The following is a 13814-nucleotide window of genomic DNA, read 5'->3' as shown; positions in this document are numbered from 1 at the left end:
GCTAGCGGGCGATGCTCTCGACGGGCCGCTGGGCGAAGGCGGATGCCTCTCGCTCGTCGGCCGTGGGCGAGAGGGCGACGAAGGCCGAGGTGATGAACAGGTAGGACCCGAGGCCGACGGCGAGGGGGAAGATGAACTGCATCGCCGTGGCCCCGGGCAGGGTCTCGCCGGAGGGGTTCACCCGCACGCTCACGGCGAACATCCCGGTGTAGTGCATGCTGCTGACGGCCGCTCCCATGACGAGGGAGGCGACGGTGACCGCGAGAGGCGACTTGATGTTGAGCCCGGCCCACAGGGCCGCGGTCGCCGCCACGACGGCGATCAGCACCGACACTCCGACGAGTACGGGGTCGTACCGGATGTCGCCGTGCAGCCGGACCGCCGCCATGCCCAGGTAGTGCATGCTCGCGACGCCCACCCCGGTGGTGAGGCCGCCGAGGAGGAGCGCCCGGGTGCGGTCGCGGCTGTAGCCGACGGCGAAGACGCCGGCGCAGACGACGACCATGGCGACGAGGAGGCTGAGGATGGTCAGCGGCACGTTGTAGCGGATGTCGGTGCCGCTGACGCGGAAGCCGAGCATGGCCACGAAGTGCATGGTCCAGATGCTGGTCCCGATGGCGGAGGCCGCGGTGACGAGCCAGTTGCGGCGCGAGCGGCCCGTGGTGGCCAGCGCGCGGACGGTGCAGCGCAGTCCGAGCGCGGCGCCCACGCAGGCCATGAGGTACGACAGCACGGGGGTCAGCCAGCCGAAGGCGGCGTGGTCCAGGTGTCCCATGGCCAAGGGACGCTAGGGGGGCACGGGCGCACAAAGGGGGCGCATTTCGAAAGGTGTTGGAATATGACACCTGGATGCGACGGAACGATCGAGTCCGGCCCGAACATGTGCACCTATGTATCCCCCGTGACGGTGAGGAATTATGCGGAACATGAGCGACGACCACACACACGTCCAGGAATTCTTCACCGCCCGTGCGGCCGACTGGGACAGCCGGTTCCCCGACGACGGTCCCGCCTACGCGTCGGCGGTCGCCGATCTCGGGCTGCGGCCGGGCGACCGCGTGCTGGACGCGGGCTGCGGAACGGGGCGCGCCCTGCCGCCGTTGCGGGCCGCCGTGGGGGCGTCCGGGGTGGTGCTGGGCGCCGATGTGACACCGGCGATGCTACAGGCGGCCGTTCGGGCGGGCCGCGGCCGCAACGGGCACCTGCTGCTGGCGGACGTCGCCGCGCTGCCGCTGCGGTCCGGGTCACTGGATGCGGTGTTCGCGGCCGGACTGATCGCCCATCTGCCGCGCCCGGAGGAGAACCTGCGGGAGCTTGTCCGGGTGGTGCGGCCCGGCGGCACGCTGGCGTTGTTCCATCCCATCGGCCGCGCGGCACTGGCGGCGCGCCAGGGCCGGCAGATCACACCCGACGACCTGCGCGCCGAGGCCAACCTCCGTCCATTGCTGGCCCGTTCGGGGTGGAACATGACGTCTTACGTCGACGAGGACGCCCGTTTCCTCGCGCTCGCGGTACGCGGACGCGACAACTGAACGCCGTATTCACTGACAGCCGGGCGAGTCGGGCCGTTCCGGCCACGGCACAGGGTCCGAGCCCCGGCACAGGCCGACGGCCCTGCGGTGCAGGGCGCGCGGATCGGCCAATCGTATGGTGGCCGCCCACAGCGGACTGACGGTCCCAGCCACGCGCGCGTGCGCTATCCGCCCGCCCAGGCGGCCGCATTGCCCCGCCGGCTGGCCTTTCTGGAGGAGCCCACAAGTCCGGAGGAGCCCACTGGTTTCTTCTACCACGGTGACCGGCCGCTGGGCGCAGAGGAACTGGACAACCCGTTCCGGCGCGGTGTCCTCACCGCCGCGCGTGCCACGAGCCGGGCCGAACTGGCCTGGCTGCGCGACACCCTCGCCTCACTCGACGGCGTCGGCCGCTGAGCTGTCCTGGTGCCGAACCGGGCAGCCGCGCAGTCCGGGAACCGGGCGGGTGCCCAGCTCCGCCACTCGGTAGCCGTCCGGATAGCCCTTGATCTCCCGGTTCTGCCGTGCGAAGTGCGGGGCCCGGCGCGGCGGCAGCAGCCGGACAAGCCGGCCACGCGCGCGTACGGCCCGACGCACGAACGCCGAGGTGGCCGCGCCGGGCGGGGTGTAGCGGAAGGCGTGCAGCAGCGGCTCGTCGAGCAAGGCGAGCGTCGCGGTGCGCAGCAACGGCGCCAGAGGGCGCGGATACCAGGACGCCATCAGGTCGAGTGTGGCGTCCGATACCCGCCGGGACTGCTCGTCCCAGCCGAAGTGCTCCTCCTCGTACGCGTCGAGGAGCGCCTCGAACTCCTCGTACGTCTCCGGGATGCGAGGAATTCCCATGTGCCGACCGAGAGTGCGGTAGTACTCGGTCGCGGCGACGACCTCGTGTCGCGACAGCCGCCGCCAGCCGTAGGCGTCGATCCAGCGCCTCGGCATCACGACGAAGGTGCTCAGCACATACCGCATGTCGTCGTCGCTGATGTCGTAGCTGCGGTGCATCTGGTTGATACGGCGGATCGCGGTACGGCCCTCCTCGGAGGCGAAGCCGTGCTCGACGACGGTGTCGAGGAGCAGGGCGGTGTCGTCGTACCGCTTCTGCGTGCGCTCGGTCAGCTCCGCCGTCCGCGCGAGCAGCCGCCCGATGCTCGGCACCGCGTACGTGCGATACAGGGCCAGCTCCAAGGCGCGCGTGTAGTCCCAGGGGAACTCGAACGCCACACTGAGCCGGTAGATCTCCAGGGCGTCCGCCACCGGGTCCAGCCGACGGATCTGTCCGAGCCGCTCGAAGCGCTTCACCACGTCGTCCCCCTTCTGCCGCGGAAAGTCCAACCCTACGTTGAAAGAGAGCAGATGAACGATTGACGACGTCCCCGTTCGGGGGGAGGGTGGTCCGCGTGTTCGTTCAGATACGCAAGTACACCGCCAGACTCCGCACCTCCACACACACGCAGCCGGCGGACACTCGGGAGAGACGTGCGCACAACTTGTTCGAAGCGGCGGCCACTTATGTCGTGGCGCGTGCGGAGGACGATCAGGACCGGATCGAGGAGGCTGCGGCCTGGGTGTCGCCGGAGGCGCTGTCGTTCGGAGTGAGCGAACTCGCCTGCCGGGCCGTCGTCGCGCTGGCCCGGGATCGCGACGAGTCGCCCGCGGCAGTGGCCCGTGATCTCCTCGGGCTGCCCACGGGCTGAACGGAAGCTCACCGTCCGCAGTGGTCGTTTCGCCCCCGTCCAGGCGGAAACCTGCAGCTCCGCGTGGTGTGAGGAGTCGTGACAAGCGGCTTCCGCTCGCACTAGGGTGCGCGCCGATGGACGAACCACTGGGAGGCAGGGATGGCCGTAGCCGACGATGAGGCCGTCGCCGCCGCGGACGATGCGCTGTACGTTCTGACGGCGGTGTTGTTGACGCCGGCGCAGTTTCCGAGCGTTCTGGGCGACGACTACCCGGAGGCGTGCGCGGCGCTGGGACTCGCGCCGCTCGCCGACGGGTACGGCCTGGTGCTGGGCCAGGACGGCGACGGTGCGCGCTGGACGGTCGTGATCGACGACGTCTCGCTGGTCGCCGTGGCGATCGCGTCCTGGGACTGCGGCATGGAGTACGAGCTGTCCCCGGACGAGCGCGCGGTCGTGGCCGCCCTCCCGGGCTGGCCGCTGGCCGTCGCCGTTGCGGCTCCGGGTGTCCCCGCCCCGCACGACCCCGGTCCCGAGGTGGCGGACCGGCCTGCGCTGAGCCCGCCGGACACCAGCGTCTGGGGACCGGCCCAGCGCCGCCTGGGCGCCGACGAGATAGCCCTGCAGTGGGCGGCATGGCGGGAGCAGGTCAACGACGAGGAATTCTCCGTACCGGGCGGGCGGGCGACGCCGGGCGAGCCGGAGAAGGCCGAGGAGTCGTCGCCGGAGAGCGGGCATGGTGTGCCGCAGAGCGGCCACCAGAAGGCCGAGGAGTCGTCGCCGGAGAGCGGGCATGGTGTGCCGCAGAGCGGCCACCAGGGGATCAGGCGGGTGCTCGCGGAGGCACGCGGCTACGTCGACTCACCGCCGCCGCTCGGCCGGGTGCGCTCGTCGTTCGCCCCTGGTGACGCCCGTACGCTGCGCGCCGACGGCCCCGGCTGGTCGATCGTGGCCCGCACCGACGACATCGCCTTCGTCCTGCTCGACGACGAGCCCGGCGAGATCCTGCCGGTGGGCCGGGGCCCCGAGTTGCCGGGCCTGCTGGAGGCACTCGACAAGATGGCCGTACGGCCCATCTGAGGCCGGACGGCGCCCGGGCCGGCACGCGAGGCGGGGCGCCCCTGTGACCCACCGCGCGATGCCGGGCCTCCCTATGGCCTGCCGTCTGTCGTCGGACACGCACACGGTCACCGTTCGAGAGGCAACAAGCGGCGGCAAGCTCGCCATCCGGGGCGGCGGACGATCCTGCCGCCGGCGGGGACCGGACGACGACCGCAGGGCCCGGGGTCGCGGGGCCGACACCACCGGTCTCGGGACTACGTGCGGCGATCTGGGGCCGGGACCGTGCCACCCAGCCCGCCGGCGTGTTCCGCGACGGCCGTAAGGCCGGTGCTGAGCGCTGGTGGCCGCGCTCGGCACGAGGCCCCAGGCACGCGCCCGGCGGTGCTGCGAGGGCCAGGCGCACCCCGTGGAACGGGCGCGCTACCGGGGCCGACCGGGCCCCCGCAGCCACCTCAGCGCGCCTCCCGGCGGCGCCCCCGCTCCGGTCAGCGGCCGATTTCCTTGCGCGTCACCCTGCGGAGCCTGCGCCGCTGTGAGGGGTCCAGCGCCAGATACGCGGCCGCCGGAACCCCGACCACGACCAGGAACGCCACCCACCAGGGCAGCCAGATCAGCAGGATCAGCCCGACCGCCACACCCCCGACGGCGATCTTCGCGTTGTTCGACATGAGCGTCGCCTCCTTCGCGGCCACTGCCGCTCTCTGCCCTGAGAACGGCCGCCCGCTCCCCGCGGTTCCTGAGCCCGCCCCTGAGACATCCCTGAGGCCCACCCTTAGTGGATGGGGCTCGCTGCCCCCGTGACTCACCGCCCTCGTGACTCACTGCCCTTGTGGATCCGCGCGGCCTCACCCGCGCCGGACAAGACCGTGATAGCACTCCACGCACCAGCGTGCTCCTGGGCGGGCGAGTTCCCGATGCATTCCGTTCCCGCGCTTGCCAGGAACGTTGGCCATCACTCGAACAGATTGTGAAGTGGCCCGGATCGCGGAGGCCGGCTCGGCCGTGGCCACCTCGGCGTGCTGCACCCTCGGCGAATTCGATCCCAGTAGTCAAATTTGATGAGTGCGGCTGCGGGCGTACCGGACCGCGATCCGGCGACGGTACTGGCGGCGGCACAGCTCGACTCCGACCCGCAGGACATGAACGTCTTCTGATGGCCTGTCACCGCAACGACCACCGTGATCCGATGAGCGGCCGATGCCGGCCGTTCACCCCGCGGCCGTACGGCGTTCCCCATGGGGTCCAAGTCTGGCCGCTGTCAACGAACTTGTCCCCAGGAGGCCCGATGTCCCCGCACGATGCCGGCCGGCACCGCGTCCACCGTTCCGTCACCACGGGACTGCCGCTGGCCCTGGCGGCCGCTCTCGTGGCCGCGGGAACGGCCACGGCGGCGCCGTCCCCGGACGCCCGCGTCATCCGCACGGCGACGCTCGGCGAGATCCCGCTCGGCGCGTTCAGCAACGCCCTGCTGCCCGGCAGCGTCGACGACGACCACGGGGTGAAGCTCGGCGGCATCGGCAGTGACATCTACCCGGCGGGCCGCAAGGGCGAGTACTGGACGGTGACCGACCGCGGCCCCAACGGCCAGATCAAGGTGGACGGCAAGAAGCGGCGCACCTTTCCGGTGCCGGGATTCGACCCCACGATCGTGAAGATCCGGGTCTGCGGAGACAGGGTCCAGGTCATCGACGCCATCCCCCTGACCACTACCGGCGGGAAGGCCGTCACCGGGCTGCCCGATCAGCAGAGCCGCGACGAGACGCCGTACACCTACGATGCGAAGACGCCGCTCTCGTACAACGCGAACGGCCTCGACACCGAGGGCATCGTGCGCGCCGCGGACGGTACGTTCTGGCTCGTCGACGAGTACGGCCCCTCGCTGATCCACGTCTCCGCGCGCGGGCAGGTGCTCACCCGGTACGTACCCAAGGGGCTCGGCCTGACGGGCGCCGACTACCCGGTGGTGGAGGCGCTGCCGTCGATCTTCCTGCACCGCAAGATCAACCGGGGTTTCGAGGGGCTGGCGCAGCTTCCCGACGGTGACCTGGTGATGGCTCTGCAGAGCCCGCTGTCGCTGCCCGACACGGGCGCCGGGGACGCCTCGCGCACCACCCGGCTGCTGCGGTTCTCGCCGCGCCAGAAGGCCGTCACCGCCGAGTACGCCTACCGGTTCGACCCGGTGGACGTGGTCGACCCGAGCGAGGACGACACCTCCGAACTGAAGATCTCCTCGATCGTCGCAGCGGGCGGCGACCGGCTGCTCGTCGAGGAGCGCACGGACAAGGCGGCGCGGCTCCAACTGGTTCGGCTGGGGCGCGAGTCGAGCGTTCTGGGCGCCCCCTGGGACGACGACACGACCTCGCCTTCCCTGGAGCAGCTCGACGATCCTGCCGCCGCCGGCGTGCCGGTACTGGCCAAGCGGCTCGTGGTCGACCTCAACAAGGTCGACGGCGTGCAGCAGAAGATCGAGGGCATCGCGCGCGTGGACCACGACACGCTCGCCTTGATCAACGACAACGACTTCGGGATGACCGACGGCGCGGGCGCCTTCGACGCGCAGGGCCGGCTGGTCGACAGCGGGATCAAGACGACCGTCGTGTACGTCCGGCTGCCCGAGGGGCTGTGACGTTCCTCGACCAGACAGTCCGGAAAGTGGACTGACGGAGGGCCGGGCGGCACATGCCGCCCGGCCCTCCGTGCGTTCAGTCCCGCGCGCCCAGCAGGTGGTCCATCGCAAGCTGGTCGAGACGCTCGAACGCCATGCCGCGTGCGGCGGCCGCCTCGACGTCGAAGTCCTCGAAAGCGGTGCGGTCGGCGAGCAGGGCCTGCAGGCCGTCGGCGGCCGTCGGCTGGGCCAGCTGGTCCAGGCGCGCGTCCCGCAGCGCCTGCTGGACCTCCGGGTCGGCACGGAAGGCCGCGGCGCGCTCCTTGAGGATGAGGTAGTTGCGCATGCAGCCCGCCGCCGAGGCCCACACGCCGTCGAGGTCCTCGGTCCGCGGCGGCTTGAAGTCGAAGTGCCGCGGCCCCTGATAGCCGGCGCTCTCCAGCAGGTCCACCAGCCAGAACGCCGCCCGCAGGTCCCCGGCGCCGAACCGCAGGTCCTGGTCGTACTTGATGCCGGACTGGCCGTTGAGGTCGATGTGGAACAGCTTGCCCGCCCACAGGGCCTGCGCGATGCCGTGCGGGAAGTTCAGGCCGGCCATCTGCTCGTGGCCGACCTCCGGGTTCACGCCGTACAGCTCGGGGCGCTCCAGGCGCTCGATGAAGGCCAGCGCGTGGCCGACGGTGGGCAGCAGGATGTCGCCGCGCGGCTCGTTCGGCTTGGGCTCGATGGCGAAGCGGATGTCGTAGTCCTGGGCGGTGACGTACTCGCCGAGCAGGTCGAAGGCCTCCTTCATCCGGTCCAGCGCCACGCGCACGTCCTTGGCGGCGCCGGACTCCGCCCCCTCGCGGCCGCCCCAGGCGACGTATGTCTTCGCACCCAGCTCGACGGCAAGGTCGATGTTGCGGATCGTCTTGCGCAGCGCGTAGCGGCGCACGTCGCGGTCGTTGGCGGTGAACGCGCCGTCCTTGAACACGGGGTGCGTGAACAGGTTCGTGGTGGCCATCGGCACGGTCATGCCGGTGGCGTCCAGGGCCTGGCGGAACCGCTTGACGTGCGACTCGCGCTCGGTTTCCGACGACCCGAACGGGATCAGGTCGTCGTCGTGGAAGGTCACCCCGTAGGCGCCGAGCCCGGCCAGGCGCCGCACCGTCTCGACCGGGTCCAGGGCGCGGCGGGTGGCGTCGCCGAACGGGTCCCTTCCCTGCCAGCCGACGGTCCACAGGCCGAAGGTGAACCTGTCCTCGGGGGTGGGCTGGAAGCTCATGCCGCGGCTCCTTGCTGCGTTGCGACTATTTCGTCATGGCCGTTTACAAATTAGTATGCGCTCGCGCCTCTGGGAAGAGACAAGATGTCTTTGTCCCGCAGAGTCGCGGAAAGTCACGGAAATCGCGGAACGTCGCGGAAAAGGGAGAGCCCGATGTCAGCAGCCGAGGGTCCGCTCGTCGTCGGCGTGGACACATCCACCCAGTCCACGAAGGCACTGGTCGTCGACGCGGCCACCGGCCAGGTGGTGGCGAGCGGCCAGGCGCCGCACACCGTGTCCGCCGGCGCGGGCCGCGAGAGCGACCCGCGTCAGTGGTGGGGCGCGCTGTGCGAGGCGTTGCGCCAGTGCGGTGACGCGGCCCACGAGGCGGCCGCCGTGTCGATCGGCGGCCAGCAGCACGGGCTGGTCACCCTGGACGAGCGGGGCGAGCCGGTGCGTCCGGCGCTGCTGTGGAACGACGTGCGCTCGGCACCGCAGGCCCGCCGGCTGGTGGAGGAACTGGGCGGGCCGAAGGCCTGGGCGGAGCGGACCGGCAGCGTGCCCGGCGCGTCCTTCACGGTCACCAAGTGGGCGTGGCTGGCCGAGCACGAGCCGGAGTCGGTCCGTGCGACCAAGGCGGTACGGCTCCCCCACGACTACCTCACCGAGCGCCTGACCGGGCAGGGCACCACCGACCGCGGCGACGCGTCCGGCACCGGCTGGTGGGCGTCCGGCACGGAGACGTACGACACGGAGACCCTCGCGCACGTCGGTCTCGACCCGGCGCTGCTGCCCCGGGTGGTGCGGCCGGGAGAGGTGGCCGGCACCGTGCGCGGCAGCCACGACCTGCCGTTCTCCAAGGGCACGCTGGTCGCCCCCGGCACCGGCGACAACGCGGCGGCGGCGCTCGGCCTCGGTCTGCGGCCCGGCACCCCGGTGCTCAGCCTCGGCACGTCCGGCACGGTGTACGCCGTTTCCAGGCGCCGCCCGGCCGATCCGACCGGCACAGTGGCGGGGTTCGCCGACGCGCACGGTGACTGGCTGCCCCTGGCCTGCACCCTCAACTGCACGCTCGCCGTGGACCGCGTCGCGGCGCTGCTGAGCCTGGACCGCGAGGCGGTGGCGTCCGGCGGCTCCGTGACCCTGCTGCCGTACCTGGACGGCGAGCGCACCCCCAACCTGCCGAACGCCTCCGGCCTCCTGCACGGCCTGCGCCACGACACGACGGCCGGGCAGCTGCTTCAGGCCGCGTACGACGGCGCCGTGCACGCGCTCCTGGGCGCGCTCGACCTGGTCCTCGACGAGGACGCCGACCGCAGCACGCCACTGCTGCTGATCGGAGGCGGAGCGCGGGGTACGGCCTGGCAGCAGACGGTACGACGGCTGTCCGGACGGCCGGTGCAGGTCCCCGAGTCCAGGGAACTGGTCGCCCTCGGAGCCGCGGCACAGGCCGCGGGCCTGCTCACCGGCGAGGACCCGGCCGCGGTGGCCCGCCGCTGGAAGACGGCCGCGGGGCCGGTGCTGGACGCCGTGGAACGGGACCAGGAGACGCTGGAGCGGATCACCGGGGTACTCTCCGACGCGGCCCCGCTGCTGGAGCGGGGGCCGCAGACCACCCCGCGCGCATGAGCCGGGCAGCAGACACCGAGGACTGACTTCAGGCATGACCGCACCGCTGCACGAGGCCCGCCCGCCGGGCGCCGGCCGCGCCCTGCCGGACACCCAGCAGGGCATGCGCCGGCGCAATCTGGCGCGCGTGCTGCACGCCGTCAGCGCGGAGGGTTCGCTGTCGCGGGCCGCGGTCGCCTCGCGCATCGGGCTGACGCGGGCGGCCGTGTCGACGCTGGTGGACGAGCTGATCCGGTGGGGCCTGCTGGAGGAACTGGGTCCGGAGCGGCCGGGCCGGGTGGGGCGGCCCGGGTCGGCGCTCGCGGTGAGCGGACGCGGTCCGGCGGGCATCGGCGCCGAGATCGGCGTCGACCACCTCGCGGTGTGCGCGGTCGACCTGCGCGGCGTCGTCCGGGCGCGGGCCGTGCGGCACGGGGCGAACCGTGGCCGGCCGGCTGCACCGGTGGTCGAGGAACTGACCGAGCTGGTGCGCCGGGTCGTCGCGGAGGCGGAGCGGGAGGCACTCTGGCCCGCCGGGCTCGCGGTCGCCGTGCCCGGACTGGTGGCGCGGGACGGCCGTACGGTCGTGCGCGCTCCGAACCTCGACTGGCACGACACCGACCTGGGCGCCCTGCTGCCCGACCTGTGGCCGCTGACCGTGGACAACGAGGCGAACTTCGGTGCGCTCGCCGAGCTGTGGCTGGGCGAGGGCACGCCGTGGGACTTCCTGCACGTGTCGGCCGAGATCGGCATCGGCGCCGCGGTCGTCGTGGACGGCGGACTGCTGCGTGGCACCCGCGGCTTCGCGGGCGAGCTGGGTCACGTGCCGGTGCGGCCGGACGGACCGCTATGTCCGTGCGGCGGCCGGGGCTGCCTGGAGCAGTACGCGGGCGAGGAGGCGGTACTGCGCGCGGCGGGGCTGGAGCCGCGCGAGGATCTGGTGGGCCTGCTCGCGGAGTGCGCCGAGCAGGGCGACGAGAGCGTACGGGCAGCCCTGCGCGACGCCGGTACGGCGCTCGGCATCGCCCTGACCGGGGCGGTGAACCTCCTCGACCCCGAGGCGGTGGTCCTGGGCGGCGCCCTGGCGGGCCTCTCTCCCTGGCTGCTGCCGTCGCTGGAGACAGAGCTGACGAGCCGTACGGCGGGCCCGCCCTGCCCGGTGACGGTGTCCCGGCTGGGCCCCGAGGGACCGCTGCTGGGGGCGGCGCATTCGGTCGTCCGGGGCGTGCTGGACGATCCGGCGGTGGTGGCGGAACGTTCCTGACGGCTCGGATCGAGTCGCCAGGGGCCCCGCGCCGTCGAGATCCAGGGCGGCACGGCCGCCTGTGTTCACCCGATCGGGTGGCCGGGTTTTCCACAAGTGGAGGCTTCTCCACGGATGCGGTGTGCGCTCTTCTGCCCAACCCGCCCGCGCCGTACCGTGATTCACGCGAGGCACCGGCCGGGGGGCCGTCAAGGCCGCCGGATGCCGAACCGTTGACGGTATTTCAGACGCGTCGGGTGGTAGTGGGCTGACAGGCAGCGGGGGGACACACATGCACGAGGAGACGACCGGGGTGCTGCGGCGCGACGCCGTCGGGTTGCGCGAAGTGCTGTTCCAGAGCGTCACGGCGATGGCGCCGGCGGCCGCCGTGGCCGCGTCGATCCCGGCCGGGGCCGCCTTCGCGGGCGGCAGCCTGCCGCTGGCGGTGCTGATCGCCCTCGTGGCCTGTCTGTTCACGGCGTCGTGCGTGGCCGAGCTGGCCCGCGAGCTGCCGGCCGCCGGCTCGGTGGCCACGTATGCGGCGCGGGGGCTGCACCCCGCCGTCGGGTTCCTGGTCGGCTGGGGTTACGTCTTCGTGGAGATGCTGGTCCCCCCGCTGCTGCTTCTCCAACTGGGCTTCACGGCGGCGGGCACGCTGCACGAGGAGTGGTCCTCCTACCCGGCGGGCCTGTGGTGGCCGTGGTCCCTGGCGGGCGCAGGCGTGATCACCGTCGCCGGTTACCTGGGGGTCCGCGCCTCGGCCCGCTTCGGCACCGTCCTCGGCGTCTTCGAGATCCTCGTCTTCCTGGTGTTCGCGGTCCTGCTCATCGGCAAGGCGGGCGACGCCAACACCCTGTCGGTCTTCGGGACGTCGCACACCGCCGACGGCTACGCCGGGATCAGTGGTGTGTTCGCCGGCTCCGTGTACACGGTGCTGGCGTTCGCGGGGTTCGAGGCCGCCGCGCCCCTCGCCGAGGAGACACGCGACCCCCGGCGGACGATGCACCGCGCGGTCCTCGGCGCGGCCCTGGGCATCGGCCTGTTCTATGTCGTCACGACGTATGCGATGACCGTCTACTTCGGCCCGGACCGCTTCGCGAAGTTCGGTGCCTCGGGCGAAGCCTCCTGGGACGGCGTCGCCCGGGCCTCCTTCGGCCTCTTCTGGGTTCTGGTCTTCCTGGCGGTGATCAACTCCACGATCGCCAACGCCAACGCGTGCGCCAACGTCTCGACCCGTACGGCCTTCGCCCTGGCCCGTATCCGGGTCCTGCCCCGCCTGCTCGCCACGCTCCACCCACGGCACCGCTCCCCCGTGGCCGGTATCGCACTGCAGACCGTCGTGGCGGTCGGGGCGGTCCTGGGACTCGGTTTCGGCTACGACCCCGTGACCGCGTTCCTGCTGCTCGCCACGGTGATCGTCACGGTCGTCGTCGGTGTGTACATCGTCGTGAACCTCGCCTGCGCCGGCTACTTCCTGCGGGCCGGCCGGGCCGCCCTCAAGCCGGTACGACATCTGCTGTTCCCGGTGCTCGGCATCGCCGCCTTCGTCCCCGCCCTCCTGACGGCCGCCGGTCTCCCGGTCTTCGACTTCGTCACCGAACTGACGGCCCCGGTGTCCTACGCCGGCCCGATCGTCGGCATCTGGATGGCGGCCGGCGTGCTGGTGCTGCTCCTGTTGATACGGCGTCACCCGGAGCGCATAGCCGAGACCGCTCGAGTGCACCTCGACAGGTACGACCAGGCCGGTCCCCGCCAGGACGGGACCGTGCCCCGCTGACCTGCCGGACCCTCTTCCGTCAGAAGGGACCACCTCCACGATGACAGACCCCCGGATCCTCACCGTGCGCCCGGAACCGGACTCGTACGCCTGGACGTTCGGCGGCGCACCGCCCGTGGCGCGGATCGCGCCCGGCACGGTTCTCGACCTGTACACGGAGGACTGCTTCGCCGGCCGGGTGCGCTCCGAGAAGGACCTCGTCTCCGAGGTCTGCGAGTTCCCGTTCCTGAATCCGCAGACCGGCCCCTTCCACATCGAGGGCGCCGAGCCGGGCGACACGGTGGCCGTGCACTTCGTGTCGATCGAACCGGCCCGCGACTGGGCGGCGTCGACGACGGTCCCGCTCTTCGGCGCGCTCACCTCCACGCACACCACGGCCACGCTGCAGCCCCCACTGCCGGAACGCGTCTGGATCTGGCAGCTGGACCGCGCGCGGCGCACCGCCCTCTTCCAGGCGCACGACAGCGACATCGAGGTGGAGCTGCCCATGGACCCCATGCACGGCACGGTGGGCGTGGCCCCCGCCAATCTCGAAGTGCGCTCGGCCCTGGTGCCGGACGCGCACGGCGGGAACATGGACACCCCTGAGATGCGGGCCGGCGTCACCTGCTATCTGGGCGTCAAAGTCGAGGGCGCCCTGCTCAGCCTCGGCGACGGGCACGCCCGGCAGGGCGAGGGCGAGACCTGCGGCGTGGCCGTGGAGTGCGCGATGAACACCGTGGTGGTCGTCGAGCTCCTCAAGGATGTCGCCACGCCGTGGCCCCGGCTGGAGTCGGACACCCACATCATCTCGACCGGCTCAGCCCGCCCACTGGAGGACGCGTTCCGGATATCGCAGCTGGACCTGGTGCAGTGGCTTGCGCGCGACTACGGGTTCAGTGAGCCGGACGCGTACCAATTCGCAACCCAGGCGGTGGAATCGCCGTTGGCCAACGTGTGCGACACGAACTACACGTGCGTGGCCAAGCTGCGCAAGGAGTGGCTGCCGGCCCGCGAGACGTACCGGGGTGTGCACGCGCGGCTGCGGGAAACCGCGCGGGCCCTGCGGGGCTGACACCGACCACGCCCCGAAGACGCCCTCCGGACCGGTGA

12 protein-coding genes and 2 pseudogenes are annotated in these 13814 nt (G+C 72.1%); 9 read left to right on the top strand and 5 right to left on the bottom strand.

Annotated elements, in window-relative coordinates:
* Window position 1: 1 nt before the first annotated feature.
* Entirely contained in the window at window positions 2–775 is a 774-nt protein-coding gene (locus tag LMU33_RS03415; RefSeq protein ID WP_228617224.1) for an MHYT domain-containing protein, read from the bottom strand.
* Between the two features lie 151 nt (window positions 776–926).
* On the opposite strand from LMU33_RS03415, the gene LMU33_RS03410 reads away from it, so the two are divergent.
* A complete protein-coding gene (locus tag LMU33_RS03410; protein WP_228617222.1) occupies window positions 927–1532 on the top strand; it encodes a class I SAM-dependent methyltransferase in 606 nt (201 codons plus the stop codon).
* Between the two features lie 48 nt (window positions 1533–1580).
* On the opposite strand, the pseudogene LMU33_RS03405 reads toward LMU33_RS03410, so the two are convergent.
* Window positions 1581–1694: pseudogene (locus LMU33_RS03405) on the bottom strand (alpha/beta fold hydrolase); the annotation flags it as partial.
* 6 nt (window positions 1695–1700) lie between these two features.
* Between LMU33_RS03405 and LMU33_RS03400 the strand changes: the two are divergent.
* A pseudogene (locus LMU33_RS03400) lies at window positions 1701–1928 on the top strand (PadR family transcriptional regulator); the annotation flags it as partial.
* Here the strand turns inward: LMU33_RS03400 and LMU33_RS03395 are convergent.
* Window positions 1905–2810: an oxygenase MpaB family protein gene (locus tag LMU33_RS03395; RefSeq protein ID WP_228617621.1), complete on the bottom strand. Its 906-nt coding sequence runs from the start codon at window positions 2808–2810 to the stop codon at window positions 1905–1907. The pseudogene LMU33_RS03400 and the gene LMU33_RS03395 overlap by 24 nt on opposite strands.
* 98 nt (window positions 2811–2908) lie before the next feature.
* Here LMU33_RS03395 and LMU33_RS03390 point away from each other — a divergent pair, with 98 nt between their 5' ends.
* Both LMU33_RS03390 and LMU33_RS03385 read left to right on the top strand, forming a co-directional pair.
* On the top strand, window positions 2909–3205 hold the full coding sequence (locus tag LMU33_RS03390) for a hypothetical protein (protein ID WP_228617220.1): 297 nt from the start codon (window positions 2909–2911) through the stop codon (window positions 3203–3205).
* A gap of 141 nt (window positions 3206–3346) precedes the next feature.
* Window positions 3347–4264 (top strand): hypothetical protein, encoded by a 918-nt coding sequence (locus tag LMU33_RS03385; RefSeq protein WP_228617218.1) that lies wholly within the window; start codon window positions 3347–3349, stop codon window positions 4262–4264.
* A 467-nt stretch (window positions 4265–4731) separates the two neighbouring features.
* Here LMU33_RS03385 and LMU33_RS03380 read toward each other — a convergent pair whose 3' ends face one another.
* Entirely contained in the window at window positions 4732–4914 is a 183-nt protein-coding gene (locus LMU33_RS03380; RefSeq protein WP_228617217.1) for a tail-anchor membrane protein, read from the bottom strand.
* Window positions 4915–5531: 617 nt separating this feature from the next.
* Between LMU33_RS03380 and LMU33_RS03375 the strand changes: the two genes are divergently transcribed.
* Entirely contained in the window at window positions 5532–6872 is a 1341-nt protein-coding gene (locus LMU33_RS03375) for an esterase-like activity of phytase family protein (protein WP_228617215.1), read from the top strand.
* 76 nt (window positions 6873–6948) lie between these two features.
* Here the strand turns inward: LMU33_RS03375 and xylA are convergent, their stop codons facing one another.
* Window positions 6949–8115 carry a xylose isomerase gene (gene xylA / locus LMU33_RS03370; protein ID WP_228617213.1) on the bottom strand — a complete coding sequence of 389 codons (1167 nt, stop codon included), beginning with the start codon at window positions 8113–8115 and terminating at the stop codon, window positions 6949–6951.
* Window positions 8116–8268: 153 nt separating this feature from the next.
* Between xylA and xylB the strand changes: the two genes are divergently transcribed.
* The 4 genes from xylB to LMU33_RS03350 all read left to right on the top strand — a co-directional run bounded on the left by xylB (window position 8269) and on the right by LMU33_RS03350 (window position 13776).
* Window positions 8269–9723 (top strand): xylulokinase, encoded by a 1455-nt coding sequence (xylB, locus tag LMU33_RS03365; RefSeq protein WP_228617211.1) that lies wholly within the window; start codon window positions 8269–8271, stop codon window positions 9721–9723.
* 34 nt (window positions 9724–9757) lie between these two features.
* Window positions 9758–10966 (top strand): ROK family transcriptional regulator, encoded by a 1209-nt coding sequence (locus LMU33_RS03360; protein WP_228617209.1) that lies wholly within the window; start codon window positions 9758–9760, stop codon window positions 10964–10966.
* Window positions 10967–11237: 271 nt separating this feature from the next.
* Window positions 11238–12722, top strand: coding sequence for an APC family permease (locus LMU33_RS03355; RefSeq protein WP_228617208.1), 1485 nt, complete (start codon window positions 11238–11240; stop codon window positions 12720–12722).
* Between the two features lie 40 nt (window positions 12723–12762).
* Window positions 12763–13776 carry an acetamidase/formamidase family protein gene (locus LMU33_RS03350; RefSeq protein WP_228617207.1) on the top strand — a complete coding sequence of 338 codons (1014 nt, stop codon included), beginning with the start codon at window positions 12763–12765 and terminating at the stop codon, window positions 13774–13776.
* Window positions 13777–13814: the final 38 nt, after the last annotated feature.

Origin of the sequence: Streptomyces barringtoniae, assembly GCF_020819595.1 — a bacterium.
Taxonomy (GTDB): domain Bacteria; phylum Actinomycetota; class Actinomycetes; order Streptomycetales; family Streptomycetaceae; genus Streptomyces; species Streptomyces barringtoniae.
The sequence above is the reverse complement of the archived record's forward strand: the minus strand, read 5'-3'. Positions and strand labels throughout refer to the sequence as shown.

Bases quoted from the DNA above. Each gene is read 5' to 3' on its own strand.
- LMU33_RS03350 (WP_228617207.1), top strand. From the start codon at position 12,763: ATGACAGACCCCCGGATCCTCACCGTGCGCCCGGAACCGGACTCGTAC.
- LMU33_RS03385 (WP_228617218.1), top strand. From the start codon at position 3,347: ATGGCCGTAGCCGACGATGAGGCCGTCGCCGCCGCGGACGATGCGCTG.
- xylA (WP_228617213.1), bottom strand. From the start codon at position 8,115: ATGAGCTTCCAGCCCACCCCCGAGGACAGGTTCACCTTCGGCCTGTGG.
- xylB (WP_228617211.1), top strand. From the start codon at position 8,269: ATGTCAGCAGCCGAGGGTCCGCTCGTCGTCGGCGTGGACACATCCACC.
- LMU33_RS03375 (WP_228617215.1), top strand. From the start codon at position 5,532: ATGTCCCCGCACGATGCCGGCCGGCACCGCGTCCACCGTTCCGTCACC.
- LMU33_RS03360 (WP_228617209.1), top strand. From the start codon at position 9,758: ATGACCGCACCGCTGCACGAGGCCCGCCCGCCGGGCGCCGGCCGCGCC.
- LMU33_RS03410 (WP_228617222.1), top strand. From the start codon at position 927: ATGAGCGACGACCACACACACGTCCAGGAATTCTTCACCGCCCGTGCG.
- LMU33_RS03415 (WP_228617224.1), bottom strand. From the start codon at position 775: ATGGGACACCTGGACCACGCCGCCTTCGGCTGGCTGACCCCCGTGCTG.
- LMU33_RS03355 (WP_228617208.1), top strand. From the start codon at position 11,238: ATGCACGAGGAGACGACCGGGGTGCTGCGGCGCGACGCCGTCGGGTTG.
- LMU33_RS03380 (WP_228617217.1), bottom strand. From the start codon at position 4,914: ATGTCGAACAACGCGAAGATCGCCGTCGGGGGTGTGGCGGTCGGGCTG.